Below are 22,723 nucleotides of genomic sequence, written 5' to 3' on the forward strand. Positions count from 1 at the left end.
TCATGCATTCATCTAAATAAATTCAAATATGATTAATAACTTACTAACAAAAGCGTTGCTCGCATTTTTGTTTTTGGGTTGCTTCCCTACTGCCGAAGCACAGATCTTTAAAAAGAAAAAAACAGAATCTGAACAGACCAACTCCAAAGATAAATCCAAAAAAGGGGGAATAGAACCCTATGAAAAAGTCATAACCAAAGAGGCCAAAACAGATAATGGCTTGTTTAATATCCATGTGGTAGACGACAAACAATATTACGAAATACCCGATTCCCTGTTCAACAAAGAAATGTTGATGGTCAGCAGAATTGCCAAGACTGCAACCGGTATTGGCTTTGGGGGCGGAAAAATAAACACCAAGGTTCTCCGCTGGGAAAAGAAACCCAAGCAGGTTTTACTAAGGGTGGTAAGCCATGACATTGTGGCCTCTGATTCCCTGCCCGTTCATGAAGCGGTAGTAAATTCCAATTTTGAACCTGTACTTTATTCCTTTGATATTAAGGCATTTAAAAAAGACTCTTTGAATCCGGCTACCGTCATTCAAATCAATGAGCTTTTTGAAAAGGACGTAAATGCATTGGGCATGCCAGATTATTACAGAAAAAAATACAAGGTTTCCCGTTTGGACGCCGCTAGAAGCTATATAGATACCCTAAAGAGCTTTCCCTTAAATATAGAGGCAAGACATGTAAAGACCTACCTTGCCGGAAACCCTCCATCCAATGGTAGTATAGGATCTATCTCTATAGAAATCAATAATTCCATGATTCTACTTCCCAATAAACCTATGAAACGACGTTATTTTGACGAACGGGTAGGATGGTTTGCACGTGGCCAAGTAGATTATGGCCTTGATGCCCAGGAAAGCAAGACGGTTCGCTATCTAGACCGATGGCGATTGGAAGTAAAGGATGAGGATATTGAGAAATTCAATAATGGGGAGCTCGTAGAGCCCAAGAAACCCATAGTATATTATGTTGATAGGGCCACCCCAAAAGAATGGGTTCCCTTTATAAAACAAGGTATAGAGGATTGGCAGGTTGCCTTTGAAGCTGCTGGGTTTAAAAATGCCATAATAGCCAAAGACCCGCCAACACCCGAAGAAGACCCGGACTGGTCCCCCGAAGATGTACGCTATTCCGTTGTACGTTATTTGGCCTCCCCAATCCCAAATGCCAATGGCCCACATGTAAGCGATCCCCGAAGTGGTGAGATATTGGAATCTGATATTAATTGGTACCACAATGTGATGACACTATTAAGGAACTGGTATTTTGTACAAACCGCTGCCATTAATCCAGATGCCAGAGGCGTAGCATTTAAAAAGGAAGTCATGGGGCGTCTAATTCGCTTTGTATCCTCACATGAGGTAGGACACACACTTGGACTACCACATAATATGGGAAGTAGTGTAGCCTATCCAGTAGATTCGCTCCGGTCGGCCTCTTTTACCAAAAAATATGGTACCGCTCCCTCTATAATGGACTATGCACGCTTTAACTATATTGCCCAGCCAGGCGATGAGGGCGTAGCGCTAATGCCAGAAATTGGGGTGTACGACAAATATGCCATAAATTGGGGGTACCGACCAATATTGAACAAAACCGATAAGGAAGAAAAGCAAATCCTGGATAAATGGATCCTGGAACATGCCGGAGACCCACTTTACCGTTTTGGACATCAGCAAGTAGGCGATGTGGTAGACCCTAGCTCGCAGACAGAGGATTTGGGTGATGATGCCATCAAGGCCAGCGCATATGGAATAAAAAACCTGAAACGAATAGTACCTAACCTTATTGAATGGACAGCCGAGCCCGGTAAGAACTACGATGACCTAAACACCCTTTACGGACAGGTGATTTCCCAATTCAATAGGTACATGGGACATGTAAGCAATAATATTGGTGGGGTATACGAACACTACAAGACCTACGACCAAGACGGACCTGTTTATACACCGGTGAGCAAGGAACATCAAAAAAATTGCCTTCTATTTGTACAGGAGCAATTGTTCACAACTCCGGAATGGCTTATAGATCAAGATATATTTAACAAGATTGAATACTCTGGCGGCGTGGAACGTATTAGAAGTCTCCAAGTAAAAACACTGAACAATATATTAAGTCTTGGCAAACTGGCCAGATTAATTGAAAACCAAACTGCCAACGGCAAGCAAGCCTACTCCCTTTTAAGTATGATGGGCGACCTTAGACAGGGTCTTTGGTCTGAGGTTAGAAGCGGAAAAAGCATAGACACCTACCGAAGAAACCTTCAAAAAGCCCATATAGAAAGGCTAGCTTATTTGATGACCGCCAATAATGAAGGGAAGAAACCAGAATCTGGTGGATATCAAAAATCGACCCCCGTAAATATTGGTCAATCAGACATACGATCCGTTGCCAGGGCCGAGCTGAACATCCTTAAAAGGGATATTAAAAATGGCATTGGCAGAACATCCGATAAAATGAGCAAATATCATTTGCAGGATGCCGTGGTACGTATTGATGCCATTTTAGACCCTGACAATAATTAAGAATTAGTGGTAAACTGTTACCACAAAAAAGCCTTGTTCTTTAGTCTTTCTAAAAGAACAAGGCTTTTTTTATATACCAAAATTGTAGTTTCAATTTCCCAAAAATACCGTTAAACGGACGCATTTTATCGATTAAGTACAAATTTTAACATTTTTTATTCATGATTGTTTAGTGTTTTTCCTACATTTAACCCAAGAACAACACCCCGGAATCATGTCTTATAAAATTAAAAGCCTCCTCTATTTTATTTGTTTTGTTGCCTCTGCCGTTCTATACCATACTTTGGAAATGGAATCTGAGCAGAAAGAATCGGCGGAAATACTTCAATTGGAAACCGCTCCATTGGAAAATGATCAAACCATTGCGGAGTTAAAAGAAATACTGGAATAGCTGTAATTTTTATGGAACGTTTTTGTTCCTACCACAACTTTTGGACATTTTACAACCTTATTATGTCTGTTTCACAACATTCATTTACTACAAGTCAGTAGTTTGTATATCTTAGGGACATCTTTAAAGCCCAAATCTATGTCCTACAAAATAAAAAGTCTACTATATTTTATTTGTTTTTTAGTATCCATATTAGTTTACAACAACCTATCTGAGGATACAGTAACCGAAGAAGAATTATTAACCACGGAACCTTCAAAGGCCAATGTGGAATCGCTTGCCCACCATACGGATGGCGAACTTATTAGCGTACAATAAAAGATAAACACTGAATTGCTTAAAAAAGGCTGATGTACCTAGGTATATCAGCCTTTTTTTCATGAAAACTTCTTTAATACCCTACCCCTTCTCCTCCCATATTCCGGACTCCCAATACTAATTCCCTGCCCAGATCATAATTGTTAAATTCCCGCCAAAAAATAACCCCAGTTAAACCATAGGTTCTTATAGCCGTCCTATATACAAAATCGATAAAAATAAATATTATGAGAAAATTAGTAGTACTATTTGCTGTAATGGTTGGAGTAGTTGCCACAGCACAAAGACGTGGTCACGAAAAAGGGGAACCCGGAAACATGAAAGACTTGACCCTTGAACAAATGGCCACTCTGCAAACGAAGCGTATGACATTAGCCTTGGATCTCACGGATTCCCAACAGAAGCAAATTCAAAGTGTTAATCTAGAGAATGCTGCCCACAGAATGGAGAAAATGGATGAAATGAAGGAAAGAAGGGAAAGTGGAGAACGCAAAAAATTAAGCACTGAGGAGCGTTACTCCATGCAAATAGCTATGTTGGACAGGCAGATAGCGCAAAAAGCAAAAATGAAGCAAATTTTAAATAAGGATCAATATGCCAAATGGGAAAAATTGAAACTTGGGGAAGGCAAAAGAAAAGGAAAGAGAACGGAAGGCCGCAGGGAAAGAGGCAAGAGAAAATAATTAGATTTACATGCGTTGATATAAGAAGCTGAAAAAGCGGTGACACCACTTTTTCAGCCTCTTTAATTTAAGCTTTTAGATCCTTGGCAATATTGGATAATGCTGCTATGGTATCATCCAAATCCTGATAACTCAGAGCATCGTTCAGGAAGTAGCTCTCAAACGCACTTGGCGGAAGGTAAACACCTTCTTTCAACATGCCATGAAAATACTTTTTAAACGTATTGTTGTTCCCTTTGGCCGATGTTTCAAAGTCCACAACGGCTTCGTCCGTAAAATGCACGGAAATCATGGAACCAAATCTGTTCATCTGGAAAGGAATATTGTTATCTTTCAGAACCTGAGCCAAACCTTCGCCCAAATATTTTGTCTTATCGGCAAGGCTACTAAAAATTTCAGGCCTATTGTTGAGTTCGGTCAACATTGCCAAACCTGCACTCATCGCCAACGGATTTCCACTTAAGGTCCCTGCTTGATATACTGGTCCGTCCGGAGCCAAATGACCCATAATCTCATCCCTTGCAGCGAAGGCGCCCACGGGCAATCCACCTCCTATGACCTTACCAAAGGTTACAATATCCGCATCAATCCCCAAAACCTCTTGGGCGCCACCCTTGGCCAGCCTAAATCCGGTCATAACCTCATCAAAAATCAGCAAAATACCCTCTTGGGTACACAGCTCCCTCAGTCCTTTAATAAACCTTTCATCAGGAATAATACAGCCCATATTACCGGCTATCGGTTCTATGATAACGGCGGCAATACCCCCTTTGTTGGCTGCAGTCAAAGCCTTTACACTTTCCAAATTATTATACTGCGCCAATAAGGTATCCTTGGCCGTACCTTGTGTAACACCGGGACTATTTGGGCTTCCAAAAGTAACCGCCCCACTACCGGCTTGGATCAAAAAAGAATCGGAATGGCCGTGGTAACAGCCGGCAAATTTAATAATCTTATCCCTTCCCGTGAATCCCCTGGCCAAGCGCACCGCACTCATACAGGCTTCTGTTCCACTATTTACAAATCTGATCTTATCTATATTGGGAACCATGGACACCGCCAATTCTGCCAATTGGGTCTCTATTTCTGTGGGCATTCCAAAAGAGGTTCCCTTCTTTGCCTTTTCAATAACAGCATTGATTACAGGCTCGTAGGCATGACCTAAGATCAATGGACCCCATGAAGCAATGTAATCTATTAATTTGTTACCGTCCTCATCATATAGATATGCTCCTTTGGCTTCCTTAACAAATATAGGGTTGCCCCCAACGGCTTTAAACGCCCGAACAGGCGAATTTACACCCCCGGGAATATAACGCTGCGCCTCAGCAAACAAGGCGCTGCTTCTCTTATAAATCATAAACTATTTAATTTTCTCAGATTTTACGGTCAATTTTTGACCTATGGCCAAATTGCTATTTGGCATTTTATTCAATTTCATTAGTTCCGGAATGGAAACAAAATAACGTTTGGAGATAGAATAAAGGGTATCCCCTTTTTGCACTACATGAATTTTATAGTCGTACTCTTTAGGCTCTTTCTTTACAATTTTCCCTGTGCCCAGCACTTTCTTGTCGTACTCATCCAACTGATAACGATCTATTAGGGCCAACAATTTCTGCGGATATTTCCTATCGGTTGCATAGCCAGCCTTCCTTAATCCATAGGCCCAGCCCTTATAATCATCGTGGTCCAGATTAAATAAAAAAGCGTAACGCGCCCTGGAGGTAAGAAAGATACTGTGGTCCCTAAAGGAATACATGGGATGATTGTATTTCCTAAAACACTCACCCTTTGCATCGTCGTCGTGAAAATCATAGTCACCCCCCCAATCCGTATGGCATTTTATCCCAAAATGATTATTGGTCTTAGAGCTTAGCTCTCCTCTTCCGGCCCCACTTTCCAAGATGCCCTGGGCAAGGGTAATACTGGCCGGAATGCCATAGGCCTGCATTTCAAACATGGCAATATCGGCAAAGGTATCTATATACTCCTCTACACTATTTACGCTAAATCTTTTAAATTTACCTGTATCCTCCGGTAAGGCGTATTCCCCTTCATCCTTGGTCCCACTGCTAGTATGAGATTGTGACTTATTAGTAGCAACCGTTGTTCTTTGCTTTGGTTTTTTAGCATATGTAGTTCTCTTTTTTACACCACAGCTAAATAGGAACATTCCTAAAATTGTTGTTACGGCAATTCTTTTTATCATACTTTTATTAATGGTAGATTCTTCTTTTTTAAGACCAAATTCATTCCTTCAACTCCTTGTAAACCTCCTGTGTGTACTGCCAATATTTTAGTTCCGGGAGCAAAATAATCCTGCTTCACCAAGTCTAAAATACCATATAACAGCTTTCCCGTATAAACGGGATCGGTAGGAATATTGGTCATTTCCTTAAAATGATTTATAAAGTCTATTAACTCCTTGGAGACCTTGGCATATCCCCCAAAATGATAATTCAGGTTCAATTCCCAGTTTTCCTTGGCCACAAAATTACAAATATCTTTTTTTAGAAAATCACCTTTCAGTGAAGGAAACCCTATAACTTGTTGATTCTCTTGTGAAGCATTAATAATACCCGCTATGGTACCACCGGTCCCCACACTGCTACAAATAACATTAAAATCCTTATCCTCCCTGCTCAAAATTTCCTCACACCCTTTTATGGCCAAGGCATTGGTACCCCCTTCGGGAACCAAATAAAATGGTCCTTCCTCCACTTGTAACGCTTCCAAATATGAAATATTGGACCGCTGCTTATAGAGGCTTCTATTAACAAACCTAAATTCCATACCATGCTCATGTGCTTTGGCCAGGGTAGGGTTTAGCCTCCAACTTTCAATTAGCTCCTCGCCCCTTATAACTCCAATGGTACGTAATCCATATTTTTTTCCAGCATAGGCCGTAGCCGCAATATGATTGGAAAATGCTCCTCCAAAGGTTAATAATGTATGCTGATTTTGTTCCTGTGCCGCAAGGATATTGTACTTCAATTTACGATACTTATTGCCAGATATAAAGGGATGTATCAGGTCTTCCCGCTTAACGAAAAGGGTAAGCTGCTTTTCTTTTAGAATAGGAAGATGTACTTCTTGATTAATTCCTTGCACTCTTATGCGTTTTAGCCCCAAAGATATTTAATAAAGCTAAAAGGCCTTCTCTGCTGAAGATAATATAAATTGGATTCACAATGATAGGCCTCACGTTCAAAGCTAATATTTCTATACGCTTTATAGGCGTCAAAGTATATCAGGAACCTAATAATTCCTTCCAGGATATAGAGAAGATAAAAAGGGACAATAAGCAATTCCCGCTGTTGCTTGAGGTGAATCCGCTCATGATTTATTAGAATAGCATCCTTCCTAAGCGAAGCACTCTTTAGTATGATGAATGGCCAAAGTGAAAGCCCAACGTAGTTCTTGTAAAAAAAATGTTTAAAAACTAAAATCATATCAACGCTATTCCGTTACTTTAAATATATAACCTCGATTTCAAAAGTTGTACCATAATCGACTTACTACCAACATAATAGGTTTAAGAGCATCATTTACAGCCATTTCACATAAAAAATAACACAATAATGCCAATAGCGAAAGAAGATTGGCACAAATCCTATAAATTTACACAAATGAAAAAAATAATACCAATAGAGAAGGGTGATTATTATCTTTCCCGAGAAGGCTACAAGGTTTTCACACAACAATATCACCTAAAAAGAGGATATTGTTGTGAAAGTGGATGCAAACATTGCCCTTATGGCTATAACAGTAAAACTAATCACCGACGCCAAGACTAAAGTGTTCGGCATGATTTTTGAGACTAAATAATAGGAATATTAGTACTAATTCAAAAAAAATAGCTATGAAAAAAATTAGATTTTTAGTCGTTCCGGTAATGGTATTGCTTTTCTTAAGTTCTTGTACCTCGGTTCGTGTATTATCGGATTATGATAAGGACGCCAATTTTAATTCGTTCAAAACTTATGCATTCTACAAGACTGGTATAGATAAGGCACAAATATCCGATTTGGACAAGAAAAGAATCCTGCACGCCATAGACAACGAGATGAACTCTAGAGGCTTTGTAAAATCCGAGAATCCAGATATTTTATTAAGCATCTTTACCAAAGAAAGGCAACAGGTAGATGTATACAGCAACTATTGGGGAGCTGGATTCTATGGCTGGGGCTGGCATCCTTTTTACTGGGGAAATCCGTATCCCGGGAACAATGTAAGCACAAGGACCGAAGGTTCTTTATATATTGATGTAATCGACGCCAAAAACAAGGAATTGGTGTGGCAAGGTAGAGGGGTTGGCACCTTAAACAATATTAGAAACATTGAAAAAAAGGAAGAACGAATCAAGGAATTTGTTTCTGAAATTTTAAAAGCCTATCCTCCAGGAACAGCTTTAAATTAAACACCCTTTTGACATAAGACCTCCTCGTGGCCAATACAGTTAGGAGTTCATAGCATATTTAAGATATACATTCTCTGTTGACGCATTGCCCAACTTAAATGTTTGTACTTATACATAGGACAATTTAGATTAAAATCCCCCAAGAAATCCCCTATCACTTTTTCGGTAGGGGATTTTTTTTTGTTGTTCTTGGCAAAAAGAAGTCCGTCTCTTTCCCAGAACAAGCGTCATATCCTAGTTGCCTAAACATGTTGAACAATACCAAATAGCGGAACCAGGACATCAAAAATAGACCCTATCCTACGATAAGAATGTACAAGATTTGTTTACCACTTCTACCCGTTTCATAATTAATGATACCCCTTGGGGAACATAGAGGCATTTTGTATCTTTAATAATGTGAGTATGATGATACTAAATGTCAATAAATTGGGTAGAACAAGGTTATTTGAGCAAGAAAGGCAACCTCAAACAGTAGTAATGGGAAGCTTGAGACAACTGAATAAAAACCACTCTTCTACACCTTAAACAACAGAAGCCTTAACATTTACAGACCCGTCTTCTGTCTATTGAATTATCTTTTAAATAAAATCCATACTAAACAAACCGAGATGACTTTTAAGAGCAACTACATATTGGATAGGCTTCCCAAACACCTGAAGCAATATATTAAACCTCAGAATTATGAGGACTATACTTCCATAGACCAGGCAGTATGGCGCTATGTAATGCGAAAGAATGTAGATTACCTCAGCAAAGCGGCACACAAAAGCTACATGGATGGCCTAATAAAGACAGGAATTTCTATAGATTACATTCCCAATATGTACGGCATGAACCGTATTCTAAAGGAAATAGGTTGGGCAGCCGTAGCCGTAGACGGCTTTATACCCCCCTCAGCTTTTATGGAATTCCAGGCCTACAATGTACTGGTTATTGCATCGGACATTAGACAATTGGACCATATAGAATATACACCTGCACCAGACATCATCCATGAAGGAGCTGGGCATGCGCCTATCATCGCCAATCCAGAATACGCAGAATATTTAAGGCGGTTTGGAGAAATAGGCTCTAAAGCCATATCCAGTGCCAAGGACTATGAACTATATGAGGCAGTAAGACATTTGTCCATTATAAAAGAAGCGGAAGGCACCCCCCAAGACCTTATAGATAAGGCCCAAAAGAAGATTGAGGCATTACAGGAAGATATGGGAGAACCCAGTGAGATGGCCCTTATAAGAAACCTACATTGGTGGACGGTGGAATACGGCCTTATAGGCAGCCTGGACAAACCTAAAATATACGGCGCTGGCTTATTATCCTCAATTGGTGAAAGTGCATGGTGTATGAGCAACAAGGTTCTTAAATTACCCTATTCCATCAAGGCGGCACATACCTCCTTTGATATTACGCAACCACAACCACAACTTTTTGTTACCCCAGATTTTGCTTACCTCAGTCAGGTATTGGAGGAATTTGCAAATACCATGGCCTTGCGAAAAGGTGGCCTTAGCGGCTTACAAAAACTAATCAACTCCAAGGAATTGGGCACGGTAGAACTTAGCACGGGCCTACAAATATCCGGGCACCTAAGCCATGTAATTGACTATGAGGGCAAGCCCATTTACCTACAAACCAACGGAAACACTGCCCTTTCATACAGGGAAAAGGAGTTAATAGGCCACGGCACCCAACAACACCCCAATGGATTTGGCTCTCCCATAGGCAAACTAAAAGGCATCAATTTGGCCATTGAGGATATGAGCCCTCGCGATTTGCAGGCATATAACATTTATGAGGGAGAGGCTGTTTCCCTAGAATTTGTTGGCAACATCAAGGTTCAAGGAAAAATCATTACCGGGACCAGGAACCTAAAAGGGGAAATTATCCTTATTACACTGGCCAACTGTACGGTAAGCCACCATGATACTATACTCTTTAACTCGGATCAAGGTCTTTATCATATGGCCGTTGGGGAACAGGTAGTATCCGTATTTAACGGTCCGGCAGATTTAAGAAGTTTTGACCTGGTAACCCACCAGCTTAGTGAACCCACCATTAAAGCCACTAAAACCAAGGAAAAACAGCAATTGGAACAATTGTACCAACAGGTCAGGGATTTTAGGGAAGGCACCAATACTACCATATCCAGAAACAAGGTGTTCCGTGAACTTAAAACCCATTTCCCTCAAGACTGGCTGTTGGCTATTGAGCTATATGAATTGGCAAAAATCAATGGGGATGAAAGATTTTCAGAAGCTCTAATACTACACTTGGAAAGTGTAAAACAGCACAAACCAAAAGTTGGAAATTTAATTGATGATGGCCTAGAACTGGTGAATAAAAGCTTGGTAAGCTAACTGCCAATAAACTTTCAAGGGGAATCACTATATTTATGATCCGACCATAAACAAACCAAAATGAAACGCCTTATAAGTTTTAGCTTCATCATTTTCATGTTATCCATGAGTATCGTACAATCCCAAACCGTCTATGACGAAAGCAAGGTCCCTAATTTTAAGGTACCCGATGCGTTATTGACATTTAAAGGGAAAAAAATCAATTCCGTTAAAAAATGGGAAAAAGTAAGAAGACCGGAATTACTGCATTATTTTAAAAACAAGGTGTACGGCAGGATACCAAAAACCCTCGAGATAGACTCCTATACCGTTTTAGAAGAGGATAGCAATGCCCTGAATGGCAAGGCCAAACGAAAACAGATAGCTCTCAGTTTTAAGCACAACAACAAATCCCTTAGTTTTACCATCCTCCTCTATCTACCTAAAGAGGAACAAAATCCCCCATTATTTTTGGGATATAACTTTTACGGAAATCACACCATTACCAATGACGAGGCTGTCTTAATTTCAACGGCTTGGACCCGTAACAACGAATCCTTTGGCATTAAAAATAATAGCTTGGACGAGGCATCCAGAGGCAAGAGAACCCATCGCTGGGCCATTGAAAAAATTCTGAAAGCAGGCTATGGCCTAGCTACCATTTATTATGGGGAGGTAGACCCGGACACAAACGATTTCTCAGACGGCATCCATTCCCTTTTGTACAACAAAAACCAAACCCAGCCAAAACCGGACGAATGGGGCAGTATTGCTGCATGGAGCTGGGGAATGTCCAGGGCATTGGACTATTTTGAAAAAGACAAGGATGTCAATGCAAACAAGGTCATTGCTTTTGGCCATTCCCGTTTGGGAAAAACATCTTTATGGGCTGGAGCCACAGATCAGCGATTTGCAGGGGTTATCTCTAACAATTCCGGATGTGGGGGCGCCGCCCTCTCCAAGCGTAAATTTGGGGAGACCATCGAGAAAATAAACCATTCCTTTCCGCACTGGTTCTGTGATAATTTTAAGCAATTTAATAATAACGAGGAAGCCCTGGTAGTGGACCAACACCAATTATTAAGCCTTATTGCCCCACGACCCCTATATGTGGCCAGCGCAGAAGAAGATCAATGGGCAGATCCCAAAGGAGAATTTCTTTCTGCCTACTATGCGTCTCCGGTGTGGGATCTGTATAATAAACAAGGCATAGAGCACATGCAAATGCCCAAGGTCAATGAACCTATCCACAGCACGGTTTCATATCACATCCGCAGCGGTAAACACGATGTTACCGATTATGATTGGGAAAATTATATAAAATGGGCAGATACCTTTGTAAAGTAAGTAAGGACAGCCGTGTCTAATCCAAAAACCGAAAGGCATCCAAATTATCTATGTTCCTATCACCATACACCAATGTCCAACCCATGGAATTGGTAATCAACAAAAATTTGGAAAGTTCACTCAACAACCGGTTTTCTGCATTGGATCTAAGGGAAGACGACTCTACCTTTTTCAGAAGGGAGGCATTAACATTATGCTTAATCTTGTTATAGTCATCGGCATTGAACTGATTTAAAAAATCCGAACTTACATCGTAATACTCAAAATCCGGGTTTATTTTTATTTCGGGCTTTGGAATGTTCAGGATTCTCAATGTTTTGGTTTTCTCGTCCATTTCAAACTCAATCAGGCTTAGGTCATAGGCCACGGTCACTTCTGCATTAACCACCACCAATGCTTTTTTATCGGCCGTTAGCAAGGGTCCGAATAATTGTTGGGAGTCCTTGTAATTGTACACTTCTGCAAAATGACCTTCGGAAACTATAAGTTTGGAAACCTTTTTTATCTGCTCTTGGATGAGCATGGAATTTTCTTTAAGTATCGACTGTTCTTCCCTCCTTTCTATACAAGAACGATAAATGAACAGTACGGCCAGGGTAAGGACTACCCCTATCAGTATTTTCTTCATGCACTAAAATTTCATATAAGGATACTGCTTCTGAAGGTACGCAATTTTTTGGTCAAGCTTCCTTAAGAATTGCCGGTGCTTGTCCGATTCCGGATTAAAAGGCCTATGGTTCAATCCGTTTTGCACAGCTGCCACCTTATCCATTTGGGGCAATACCTCCTTGGCTACCCATACCGATATAAACTTCTCCCAAATATAATCAATGGCCAATGAATTGGGGTGTACCATATCCCTATCGTAATAGCGATAATCCCGCAATTCGTCCATCATAATCTCATATGCCGGAAAATAGGATGCCTGGGGCAATTTGCCCAGCACCTCATGGACAGCGCTAATTAAATTGGCCTTACTACGCTGATTTTCCACAAATCCATCTTTTAAGTGGCGTACGGGAGAAACAGTAAGGATAACCTTAACCCCGGGAACCCTGCTCTGTAGCAAAGAAATAGTATCCAACAAAGCGTTGGCTATAGAAGAAGTGTCCAGCAATATTTTCTCAAAATTCTTCTGGGGCACTTTATGACAATTGGCAATAATACAGTTGGTTTGTTTATACTTGTAAGCCCAAGCCGTCCCCAGAGTAATTATTACATGGGTTACCCCGTTAAGGCAATCAGTCGTACTGCTCGAAGCATTTTCTATGGCCTGCAAGGTTTCGGTTTTTTCCGATCTACTTAGGTCTGAATGCACATCCAATGCTTGCCATTTTTCATTGGAAAACACCAAATGTTCTTCTGGAAATTCAGTTCCGGAGACCACTTTTTTGGCAACCTTATGTATAGCCGTTGCTTGGTAGAGGATCCCAAATGGGTTTACGAGCGATTGAAACTTATAATGCTGAAACCTATCCCCAATATTCTCCGCAAAACAGGAGCCCAACAAAAGTAATTTACTATGGTAATCTATTTTGGGACCTTCTTCAGATAAAGGTATTTGGGTCTGTAACTTCATCATCTTCTCAATTTCTTTGATATATTCGTTTGCCGTTGAACTATAAAGCTACTGTATCACCATATTGTTTAGTTGATACAGTGCCATATCATTTAAAATTGGATACCGCATCCCAATATTCTACATACTTCCCAATAACAGGGACAGTCTAGCCAAGATAACTCTTTGCATTTTCCAAGGCTTCCATTATCCCGGCAGGGTTCTTACCGCCGGCAGTAGCAAAAAATGGCTGACCGCCACCTCCACCTTGGATAAATTTCCCCAATTCCCTAACTATGGTCCCGGCATTTAACTTTCTGTCACCCACCAATTCCTTGGAAATATAACAAGACAAAATAGCCTTTCCGTCCTTTTCTGAGGCAAAAAGCAAAAACAGGTCATCCCTATTTTGGCCCATGTCAAAGCATATATCCTTTATTCCTTGGGCATCCAAATCTACCTTCTTGGCCAAATATTGGATTCCGTTCACTTCTGTAAGTTCCTTCAACAGTTCTCCCTTAACATTTTTGGCCTTTTCCTTAAGGAGGTTTTCTACCTCTTTCTTCAATCGCACATTCTCTTCTTGCAAGGAGGCCACGGCTTTTACTGGTTCTTTGGCATTGTTCAATAATTCTTTTATCTCCAATAGGGTATTGTTGCTCTCTGCATAGAAATCCTTTACCGCATCCGAGGTTATGGCTTCTATCCTCCTGATCCCAGAGGCCACGGCTCCTTCCGATCTAATCTTAAAATGCCAGATATCGGCGGTGTTCTGTACATGGGTACCCCCACAAAGTTCAATAGATTGCCCAAAACGGACAGTTCTCACCGTATCCCCGTATTTTTCCCCGAACAGGGCCATAGCCCCTTCTTCCAAGGCCTTTTCCATAGGCACGTTGCGCTGTTCTTCCAAGGGCAGGCCATTACTGATCCTGGCATTTACAAAACTTTCAATCTGTTGCAGCTCGTCTACACTTACTTTGGCAAAGTGCGAAAAATCAAATCGCAGGTACTTGGAATGCACCGCTGAACCTTTCTGCTCTACATGTTCTCCCAATACTTCCCGTAAAGCCTGATGCAATAAATGCGTAGCGGTGTGGTTGCTAGCCGTTCTTTTGCGTTGTTTCTGATCTACTACTGCCTTAAATTTCTCCTCTAGGTGAGTGGGCAATTCCTTGGCAAAATGCACTATTTCATTATTCTCTCTCTTCGTATCAAGAATATAGAAAACATTACCATTAGAGGCCTCCAAATATCCTTTATCACCTACTTGCCCCCCACCTTCAGGGTAAAATGGCGTTAGGTTAAATACTAATTGATATTGCTCACCTTCCTTTTTGGAAGTTACTTTTCTAAACTTTACAATTTTTACGGTGGTTTCTAAATTGTCATAGCCTACAAACTCCTGTTGAAGGTCGTCTGCCAATACCACCCAGTCTTCTTTGGACACCTCGGATGCCGATCTAGAGCGATTTTTTTGCTCCTGCATAGCCTTTTCAAATCCAGCCTCATCCAATACATATCCCCTTTCCCCCAAAATTAGAGCGGTAAGATCTATAGGAAATCCAAAGGTATCATAAAGCTCAAATGCCTTTCTACCGTCAATCTTTTTATCCTTACTCCCCGAAACTATATTATCTAGCAATAGTAACCCTTGGTCCAAGGTCTTTAAAAAGGAATGCTCTTCCTCCTTTACTACATTTTCTATTAGCTGACGTTGGTCCTTAATTTCTGGAAAGGCTTTCCCCATAGTATCGGACAGTACTTTTACCAAACGGAACATAAAGGGTTCCTTGGTGTCCAAAAAAGTAAACCCATAGCGGATGGCCCTTCTCAATATTCTTCGGATCACGTAACCTGCACCAGTATTACTGGGCAATTGTCCGTCTGCAATAGAAAAGGAAACCGCCCTAATATGATCTGCTATGACCCTAATGGCGATATTTATTTGCTCATCCTTCCCATAATCGGAATTGGTTATGGTCTCTATTTCCCGGATCAAGGGGGTAAAGACATCGGTATCGTAATTACTTTGCACGCCTTGCAGCACCATACAAAGTCGCTCAAAACCCATACCGGTATCAACGTGTTTTGCCGGAAGGGCTTCTAGTTCCCCATTGGCCTTTCGGTTGTATTGCATAAAGACCAAATTCCATATTTCCACCACCTGTGGATGATCTTGATTTACCAAAGACGCTCCAGAAACTTTGGCTTTTTCCGAAGCAGAACGAATATCCACATGTATTTCTGAACAGGGACCACAAGGTCCTTGATCGCCCATTTCCCAAAAATTATCCTTTTTGTTCCCAAACAAGATCCTGTCCTTGTCCACAATTTTACTCCATAGTTTCAAGGCCTCCGAGTCCTGTTCCAGTTTATCGGGGTCCGTGCTACCCTCAAAAACGGTAACATACAAACTATCCTTGTCTATTTTACATACTTCGGTCAAAAACTCCCAGGCCCATGAAATAGCTTCCTCCTTAAAATAATCCCCAAAGCTCCAATTGCCCAACATTTCAAACATGGTATGATGGTAGGTATCCTTCCCCACTTCTTCCAAATCGTTATGCTTACCACTTACCCGCAAGCATTTCTGGGAATCGGTTACCCTGGTATGTTTGGGTACTGAGTTTCCAAGAAAAAACTCCTTGAATTGATTCATTCCTGCATTGGTAAACATCAAGGTAGGATCGTCCTTGATCACCATAGGTGCGGAAGGAACAATTTTATGTGATTTTTCCTTAAAAAATTCTAAAAACTTGGTTCTAATTTCTTGGGATTTCATGTATATTGGTAAGCTTTTTATATATTTAACAGTTGGCAGAAAGCATTTTACTTAATTGCCAATTAACTATATTTGTAACCACAAAAATAGGATAAATTAGATACATGTCTAAGGTAAAATATTATTACGACCCTGACACTCTATCTTATCGCAAGATAGAACCCAAAAAATCCAGAAAATACCGGAATATTTCCTTGTTTTTTCTTGGATCGTTTCTCTCTGGCTTTTTGGGACTTATTTTGCTCCTAAACACAAACTTGGTCAACACCCCCAGGGAATTATCTTTGGCGAGGGAGGTAAAGAACTATGAGCTTCAATTTGAGCTGTTGAGCAAGAAAATGGAGCAGATAGAACAGGTATTGGCCAATATTGAAGATCGGGACAATAATATATATAGATTATACTTTGAAGCCAATCCCATTCCGGAAGAACAACGAAGAGCTGGTTTTGGAGGGGTAAACAGGTATAAATCCTTGGAGGGCTTTAATAATTCCGAAATGATAATTGCCACTACCAAACGGCTCGATATCATACAAAAACAAATGGTCATACAGTCCAAATCCTTGGATGAAATTACCAAACTAGCAGAGGAGAAAGAAAAATTATTGGCGGCCATACCAGCTATACAGCCCATAAAAAATGAAGACCTTACACGTATGGCCTCTGGATATGGCTGGCGTTCGGACCCTTTTACCAAAGCCAGAAAAATGCACTGGGGAATGGATTTCACCTCACCCAAGGGAACACCGGTATACGCCTCAGGGGATGGCAAAGTTATTAGAGCGGACAATAATTCATCCGGGTACGGAAAACATATTAGAATAGACCACGGTTATGGCTACCTTAGCCTATACGGTCACCTCAGCCAATACAACGTTAAGAGAAACCAAAAGGTAAAAAGGGGAGATCTCATTGGCTTTGTGGGCAATACGGGGCGCTCAGAGGCCCCACACCTACACTATGAAGTATGGAAGGATGATCAGCGAATTAACCCTATCAACTTCTACTACGGCAGTTTGTCTGCCGAAGAGTTTGAAAATATGTTGAAATACGCAAATCAAGAAAATCAATCCCTGGATTAATGCATATAGATCTCCCGGAAAAAAGGTATTATGGTATTGGTGAGGTGGCCGATGCTTTTGATGTAAACGCCTCCCTTATCCGTTTTTGGGAGAAAGAATTTGACGTATTAAAACCAAAAAAAAATGCAAAGGGCAATAGAAAATTCACGCCTCAGGACATTAAAAACCTTCAATTGATCTACCACCTGGTCAAAGAGCGCGGTTTTACTTTGGAAGGTGCCAAAATACATCTCAAGGAAGACAAATTAAAAACCCTATCTACCTTTGACGTAATACAAAAACTTGAAAAGGTAAAGGCAGAGCTTATCAAAATAAAGAACCAACTATAAATAACACTAAATTCACCGATCATGAAAAAATGGTTAATTCCAGTAATAATTCTTGCAGTTTTAGGAATAGGTTTGTACCAATGGGCTGTTGGTTTCAACAATACCGCCATTAAACTTAAAGAGACCTCTACCCAGGCATGGGCCAATGTAGAAAGCGCCTACCAGAGGCGAAACGATCTTATTGGCAACCTTGTTAAGACGGTTCAAGGTGCAGCGGATTTTGAAAAAGGAACCCTTACCGCTGTGATAGAGGCCAGGGCCAAAGCCACTTCGGTCAGCATAGACCCTAGCAATATTACCCCTGAGCAACTGGCGCAATTCAATGAGGTACAAGGCGGACTTAGCGGTGCCCTGAAAAGTCTTTTGGTAACCGTAGAGCGTTACCCTGACCTCAAGGCCAATCAAAACTTCCTGGAACTACAAGCACAATTGGAAGGCACTGAAAACAGAATTAATATAGAACGAAATCGCTTTAACGAAAGCGTCTTACCCTATAACAATCACATAAAAACCTTCCCAAACGCTGTTTTGGCTGGTTTATTTAATTTTGACGAATTAGCCTACTTCAAATCGGAAGCCGGGGCGGAGCAGGCTCCAGACGTGAATTTCGAATTCAACTAAAACAAGATGTCCAAGGTAGAAGATTTTTTAACGCCCCATGAGGAACAGGAAATTGTTGAAGCCATAGTTGAAGCGGAAAAAAATACTTCCGGGGAAATAAGGGTACATATTGAACCTATGTCCAATAAACCCCATTTTGAACGTGCCCAAGAAGTATTCCACTATTTAAAAATGGACAATACCAAGGAAGAAAACGGGGTATTGATCTACATTGCCGTACATGACAAGAAGTTTGTGATTTATGGTGATAAGGGAATAAACCGGGTAGTACCCGATAATTTTTGGGACAATACCAAAACTATTCTAGAAAATCATTTTAAGAAAGGAAATTTTAAACAAGGTATCATAGAAGGTATACTCATGGCCGGCAAAGAATTGGAGGCCCATTTCCCATGGCAACATAATAACACCAACGAATTAAGCAATGAAGTATCTAAAGGGTAGTCTCTTATTCCTGGTATTATGCAGCTTCTCCATAACTGTTGCCCAATTTAAAATTCCCGAAAAACCAAAACTTCAGGATCAAACCAGTGTTTATGATTATATAAACCTCCTTTCTGCCGAACAAAAAACTAGCCTGGAACAAAAATTGATCCGTTATTCGGACAGCACTTCTACACAGATCGTAACGGCCATTATCTCCTCTACCCAAGGAGAAAACATCAACTTCCTAGGTGCAAACTGGGGACATGCCTGGGGAATAGGACAAGCCAAGGAGGACAACGGCATTTTAATCTTGTTGGCAAGGGATGACCGTAAAATTGCCATCAATACAGGCTATGGCATTGAACCACTATTGACCGATGCACTATCCAAACGGATTATAGAAACCGTCATTATACCGGAATTCAAGAAGGGTAACTATTACGACGGACTTAACCAAGGAGCGGATGCAATTTTTAAGGTGCTCAATGGAGAATTCAAGGAGGACCGCAGTTTTGACAAAAGTCCTGGTTTTCCATTACAGACCTTACTCCCATTCATCATATTTATAATAATTCTCATTATACTTTCCAATAAGGGAAGAAGAGGTGGCGGCAAGGGAGGCAATCGCAGGGGTGTAGATCTTTGGGATATTATTGTACTCAGCAATATGGGCCGTGGCGGCTATAGATCAGGTTCTTCTGGCGGAGGCTTCGGAGGAGGCGGAGGTTTCGGAGGAGGCTTTGGCGGCGGTGGCTTTGGCGGTGGCGGTGCTTCCGGGGGTTGGTAGTTTTTATATTTACCAGTGTAATAATGGATCAATGTAACAATTTATTAATTTGAGGATTAGCTAATTTGGAAATGTATTAATGCAGTAATGAGTCAATTTACAAATGTGCTAATGTAATGATGTATCAATAGGTTAATTTTCCCAAGACATAACTGGGACCCTAAATCCTACATAGCTAAAACGGGATGGTAGCTGAAATCAGAAACAAACCGGAGACTTTAAAATACGATCATCGACTAAGCAAATACCTCTTAGACCACGTTATTAATTATAATAACGTCTTCCCCTTGAACCCGTATTAGGTTTTTTACCACCAAACTGATCAAATTTATAGGTAAAGCTCGCCATAAAATACTGCTGTAGTACGGTACCCTGATAGTCCTGAATAAAATCTTCCCCAGTTGTCCTTCTAGTATTAATATTCTGATCCAATAGATCATAGGCCAAGACCTTTAAGGTACCTTTATCCTGCATTAATTGAAGACCTAGGCTCATATTCCAAAAAAGGGCATCCTTTTTATACCCCGGCCCCACATTACCATTATAAGTATACCTTAGATCATTGCCCCAAATTAAATTATTGGGCCAGAACGAGGTTAACCTAAGGCTGGCATTTTGGGAAGTATATTCTATATCCTCTATATTATCTAAATTGTACTTAGTGTTATTAAACGTTATACCATAGCCAGGTTCTATTTCCAAAAGCTCCTTGTAATTATAGGTAGTGGAGAAGAAGGGCGACACGTCAAAAGTCTTTGCCTTAAGCTCCACCCCGTTGGTAAAACTCACCTGTCTCCCGTAGTTTAATCTTGGTCTTAGGTTAAATTTAAGGGTAAAAAGACTATCTTTTTTAATCTGCTTGGAAAAACCAATACCTCCATACCCCCTGTAATTACCATCTATATTGGTATAGCGTGTGGTCCTTAAAAAATTCTCATCGGTGGTAGAAATCGCAGAAACCTTATCTTTTTGTATGTCAAGTCCTGTATATATAAATACCCCACTGCGTTCCTTCCAATTATAATTGCTATAATTCAAATCCACTCCGTGATTTACACTGGGCAACAAATTAGGGTTACCAATTACCACATTTAAGGGATTATTTACATTGGGTACAGGCTGCAACTGATTTACCGAAGGAATACTAAGCCCAGAATTATACCTCAGGTACAAGCGCCTGTTCTTGCCCATGGTATATCTTATACGACTTCTGAACAATAAATTTTTATACGAATTGGAAAAGGAAGTTCCCTGAAGGAAATCCTCATTTTTAAGATCGGTAAGCACATAGGAGGCATTTACCCTTAGGTTCAATTTATCACCATTGTGCCGTAGGCCGATAAAAGGTGATTGCTGAATATTACCAAAATTAAAATCGGAACTCAAGCTTTCATTGAATTGGGTATAACCATTGCTGTCCTCATCATAGTCCATCACATCTTTGGCGTTGTCCCTTTGGTCATTTTTATATTCATAGCCAACATCCAGGAACAATTTAGTAGTTAACGGATGCCTATAGCGCGCCTCCAATTCATAGGAATTCCTCCTATTATTGATGTCGGACAACTGATTTACCTCCTCCACACTGGGATCATCACCAAATACTTCTCTAGTTGAGTTAAGGTTGGAAGTACTTCTGTTCTGGGAATTGTCATTGGAAAAAGAGAAGCTGATCAATTTCCCTATGGTGTCCAACTTTTTCATAATCCCCATACGATTGGAAAAATTCCGCTGAAAACCATCGTTCACCGTAGTACGATCGTTTGTATTGATAAGGTCCCCAGTCTCATCCATGGAGACTGTACTGTTTCTATTTATAGAATTGGTCCTATTAACACTAAGAGAGGGCTGCACCGTAACGCGAAGGGTTTTATCCACATCGTACTCAATATTTGCCGCCCCGCGGTTAGAATTGGTAGACCCATCAAAATTAGATTCGTTTTCTGTAAAATACCTGCTATCTGGCAGGATATTTTCCCTGGATGTTTTTTGGTCATTATAGGAATCACTATATCCAAAAAAGTAATTGGCATCTATCTCATACACTCCTTTTTCAGAATTGGCATAGCTGGCCCCTAGGTTGGAAGAGGTGGTAATTCCATTGCCAAAATTGTTGATCAGTCCAGATTCCTGTGCCCCGGAATAGCCTCCACTGGTATTGCCCACCATGTCATAAATTTCATCAAAGGAAAACCCAGAGTTATTTATATTATTGGAACTACCTATAAAACTCAACCTCTTTTTATTATTAAAGTAGTTGAGCAGGGCATTTACCTGATACCTTTCATCCGTACCGTATCCGGCCGCCAATCTTCCCAAATAGCCTTTATTCTTATCCTCTTTTATAGTTAAATTAATGGTCTTACTCTCTCCGTCCCCGGCCTCACCGGAAAACTCCTGTTCTTTGGTCTTGGTATCGGAAATTTGAATTTTATCAATAATATCCTTGGGCAAACTTTTGGTGGCCACCTTGGGATCGTTACTAAAAAATACCTGACCGTTAACCAATACCTGGTCCACCTCTTTACCGTTTACCGTAATTTTGCCATCGCTGTCAACTTCTACGCCCGGCAGTTTTTTAAGTACATCCTCTACAGATGCATCTGGCTTGGTTTTAAAAGAATCCGCATTAAATTCCAGTGTATCCTTTTTTATGGTAATTGGAACCCTGTCCCCTACAATCAATACCCCTTCCAACTCCTCTGCCATTTCTTCCAATTGCACTTGACCAAGGTTCACGTTTTTTTTAAGCGAAACGTTCATCACCAACGGCTTATATCCGTTGTAGCTAAAAATTACGTTAACTTCCTTGAGACCAGTTTCGCCTTCCAATTCAAAAGCCCCCTTCTGATCTGATATGGTGTAGGACACCAAAGTACTGTCCTTTAAGGACTCGGCATAAATTGTAGAGGCCTCCAAGGGCTCCTTGGTAGTGGCATCAATGATTTTTCCGCTTAAACTAAAGTCTTGGGAATAGGATACAATAGAAAATAAAAATAGGATAGAAAATAGAATTTTCGTCATTTGGTTAGTGTGTCTAGTGTTTTGATACAATGGTAAGTGTTCAAAAATATATCAACAGATACCAACACCCCAAA

The 22,723-nt window shown here is 40.6% G+C and carries 20 protein-coding genes; 13 read left to right on the plus strand and 7 right to left on the minus strand.

The annotated features are described in order from the left end of the window. Positions 1-28: 28 nt before the first annotated feature. The 4 genes from EHW67_RS03260 to EHW67_RS03270 all read left to right on the plus strand — a co-directional run bounded on the left by EHW67_RS03260 (position 29) and on the right by EHW67_RS03270 (position 3,925). Positions 29-2,533, plus strand: a complete 2,505-nt coding sequence (locus EHW67_RS03260; protein WP_126160933.1) for a zinc-dependent metalloprotease — start codon at positions 29-31, stop codon at positions 2,531-2,533. Positions 2,534-2,747: 214 nt separating this feature from the next. Continuing rightward, positions 2,748-2,924 (plus strand): hypothetical protein, encoded by a 177-nt coding sequence (locus EHW67_RS20315; RefSeq protein ID WP_158285062.1) that lies wholly within the window; start codon positions 2,748-2,750, stop codon positions 2,922-2,924. A 138-nt stretch (positions 2,925-3,062) separates the two neighbouring features. Further along, positions 3,063-3,242: a hypothetical protein gene (locus EHW67_RS03265; protein WP_126160934.1), complete on the plus strand. Its 180-nt coding sequence runs from the start codon at positions 3,063-3,065 to the stop codon at positions 3,240-3,242. Between the two features lie 227 nt (positions 3,243-3,469). Next, entirely contained in the window at positions 3,470-3,925 is a 456-nt protein-coding gene (locus EHW67_RS03270) for a hypothetical protein (RefSeq protein WP_126160935.1), read from the plus strand. Between the two features lie 67 nt (positions 3,926-3,992). On the opposite strand, the gene hemL is transcribed toward EHW67_RS03270, so the two are convergent. Genes hemL through EHW67_RS03285 form a run of 3 tightly spaced genes read right to left on the minus strand, consistent with a single transcriptional unit; the run spans position 3,993 to position 7,030 of the window. Continuing rightward, a complete protein-coding gene (gene hemL, locus EHW67_RS03275; protein WP_126160936.1) occupies positions 3,993-5,285 on the minus strand; it encodes a glutamate-1-semialdehyde 2,1-aminomutase in 1,293 nt (430 codons plus the stop codon). Positions 5,286-5,288: 3 nt separating this feature from the next. Beyond that, positions 5,289-6,137 carry a glucosaminidase domain-containing protein gene (locus tag EHW67_RS03280; RefSeq protein ID WP_126160937.1) on the minus strand — a complete coding sequence of 283 codons (849 nt, stop codon included), beginning with the start codon at positions 6,135-6,137 and terminating at the stop codon, positions 5,289-5,291. After that, a complete protein-coding gene (locus EHW67_RS03285) occupies positions 6,134-7,030 on the minus strand; it encodes a 1-aminocyclopropane-1-carboxylate deaminase/D-cysteine desulfhydrase (RefSeq protein ID WP_394343579.1) in 897 nt (298 codons plus the stop codon). The genes EHW67_RS03280 and EHW67_RS03285 overlap by 4 nt, the downstream gene beginning before the upstream one ends. 527 nt (positions 7,031-7,557) lie before the next feature. Between EHW67_RS03285 and EHW67_RS20320 the strand changes: the two genes are divergently transcribed. The 4 genes from EHW67_RS20320 to EHW67_RS03305 all read left to right on the plus strand — a co-directional run bounded on the left by EHW67_RS20320 (position 7,558) and on the right by EHW67_RS03305 (position 12,037). After that, positions 7,558-7,725: a DUF5522 domain-containing protein gene (locus tag EHW67_RS20320; protein ID WP_158285063.1), complete on the plus strand. Its 168-nt coding sequence runs from the start codon at positions 7,558-7,560 to the stop codon at positions 7,723-7,725. 65 nt (positions 7,726-7,790) lie between these two features. Then, a complete protein-coding gene (locus EHW67_RS03295) occupies positions 7,791-8,348 on the plus strand; it encodes a DUF4136 domain-containing protein (RefSeq protein ID WP_126160940.1) in 558 nt (185 codons plus the stop codon). A gap of 611 nt (positions 8,349-8,959) precedes the next feature. Further along, on the plus strand, positions 8,960-10,711 hold the full coding sequence (locus tag EHW67_RS03300; RefSeq protein WP_126160941.1) for an aromatic amino acid hydroxylase: 1,752 nt from the start codon (positions 8,960-8,962) through the stop codon (positions 10,709-10,711). Between the two features lie 60 nt (positions 10,712-10,771). Beyond that, a complete protein-coding gene (locus EHW67_RS03305; RefSeq protein ID WP_126160942.1) occupies positions 10,772-12,037 on the plus strand; it encodes a glucuronyl esterase domain-containing protein in 1,266 nt (421 codons plus the stop codon). A gap of 16 nt (positions 12,038-12,053) precedes the next feature. Here the strand turns inward: EHW67_RS03305 and EHW67_RS03310 are convergent, their stop codons facing one another. The 3 genes from EHW67_RS03310 to alaS form a co-directional block, all read right to left on the minus strand. After that, positions 12,054-12,665 (minus strand): DUF4230 domain-containing protein, encoded by a 612-nt coding sequence (locus EHW67_RS03310; protein WP_126160943.1) that lies wholly within the window; start codon positions 12,663-12,665, stop codon positions 12,054-12,056. Positions 12,666-12,668: 3 nt separating this feature from the next. After that, positions 12,669-13,619 carry a GSCFA domain-containing protein gene (locus tag EHW67_RS03315; protein WP_238389833.1) on the minus strand — a complete coding sequence of 317 codons (951 nt, stop codon included), beginning with the start codon at positions 13,617-13,619 and terminating at the stop codon, positions 12,669-12,671. Positions 13,620-13,764: 145 nt separating this feature from the next. Next, positions 13,765-16,380, minus strand: coding sequence for an alanine--tRNA ligase (gene alaS / locus EHW67_RS03320; protein ID WP_126160944.1), 2,616 nt, complete (start codon positions 16,378-16,380; stop codon positions 13,765-13,767). Between the two features lie 104 nt (positions 16,381-16,484). On the opposite strand from alaS, the gene EHW67_RS03325 reads away from it, so the two are divergent. Genes EHW67_RS03325 through EHW67_RS03345 form a run of 5 tightly spaced genes read left to right on the plus strand, consistent with a single transcriptional unit; the run spans position 16,485 to position 19,625 of the window. Then, the gene (locus EHW67_RS03325) at positions 16,485-17,462 is read left to right on the plus strand and encodes a M23 family metallopeptidase (RefSeq protein WP_126160945.1); all 978 of its coding nucleotides are present in this window, start codon (positions 16,485-16,487) and stop codon (positions 17,460-17,462) included. Further along, positions 17,462-17,791 (plus strand): MerR family transcriptional regulator, encoded by a 330-nt coding sequence (locus tag EHW67_RS03330; protein WP_126160946.1) that lies wholly within the window; start codon positions 17,462-17,464, stop codon positions 17,789-17,791. Before EHW67_RS03325 ends, EHW67_RS03330 begins: the two co-directional genes overlap by 1 nt. A gap of 21 nt (positions 17,792-17,812) precedes the next feature. Then, positions 17,813-18,412 (plus strand): LemA family protein, encoded by a 600-nt coding sequence (locus EHW67_RS03335; RefSeq protein WP_126160947.1) that lies wholly within the window; start codon positions 17,813-17,815, stop codon positions 18,410-18,412. A gap of 6 nt (positions 18,413-18,418) precedes the next feature. Beyond that, a complete protein-coding gene (locus tag EHW67_RS03340) occupies positions 18,419-18,856 on the plus strand; it encodes a TPM domain-containing protein (protein ID WP_126160948.1) in 438 nt (145 codons plus the stop codon). Continuing rightward, on the plus strand, positions 18,837-19,625 hold the full coding sequence (locus tag EHW67_RS03345; protein WP_126160949.1) for a TPM domain-containing protein: 789 nt from the start codon (positions 18,837-18,839) through the stop codon (positions 19,623-19,625). The genes EHW67_RS03340 and EHW67_RS03345 overlap by 20 nt, the downstream gene beginning before the upstream one ends. A gap of 264 nt (positions 19,626-19,889) precedes the next feature. Here EHW67_RS03345 and EHW67_RS03350 read toward each other — a convergent pair whose 3' ends face one another. Beyond that, positions 19,890-22,649 (minus strand): outer membrane beta-barrel protein, encoded by a 2,760-nt coding sequence (locus tag EHW67_RS03350; RefSeq protein ID WP_126160950.1) that lies wholly within the window; start codon positions 22,647-22,649, stop codon positions 19,890-19,892. Positions 22,650-22,723 lie beyond the last annotated feature (74 nt).

Origin of the sequence: Arenibacter aquaticus (genome assembly GCF_003957295.1) — a bacterium.
GTDB lineage: Bacteria > Bacteroidota > Bacteroidia > Flavobacteriales > Flavobacteriaceae > Arenibacter > Arenibacter aquaticus.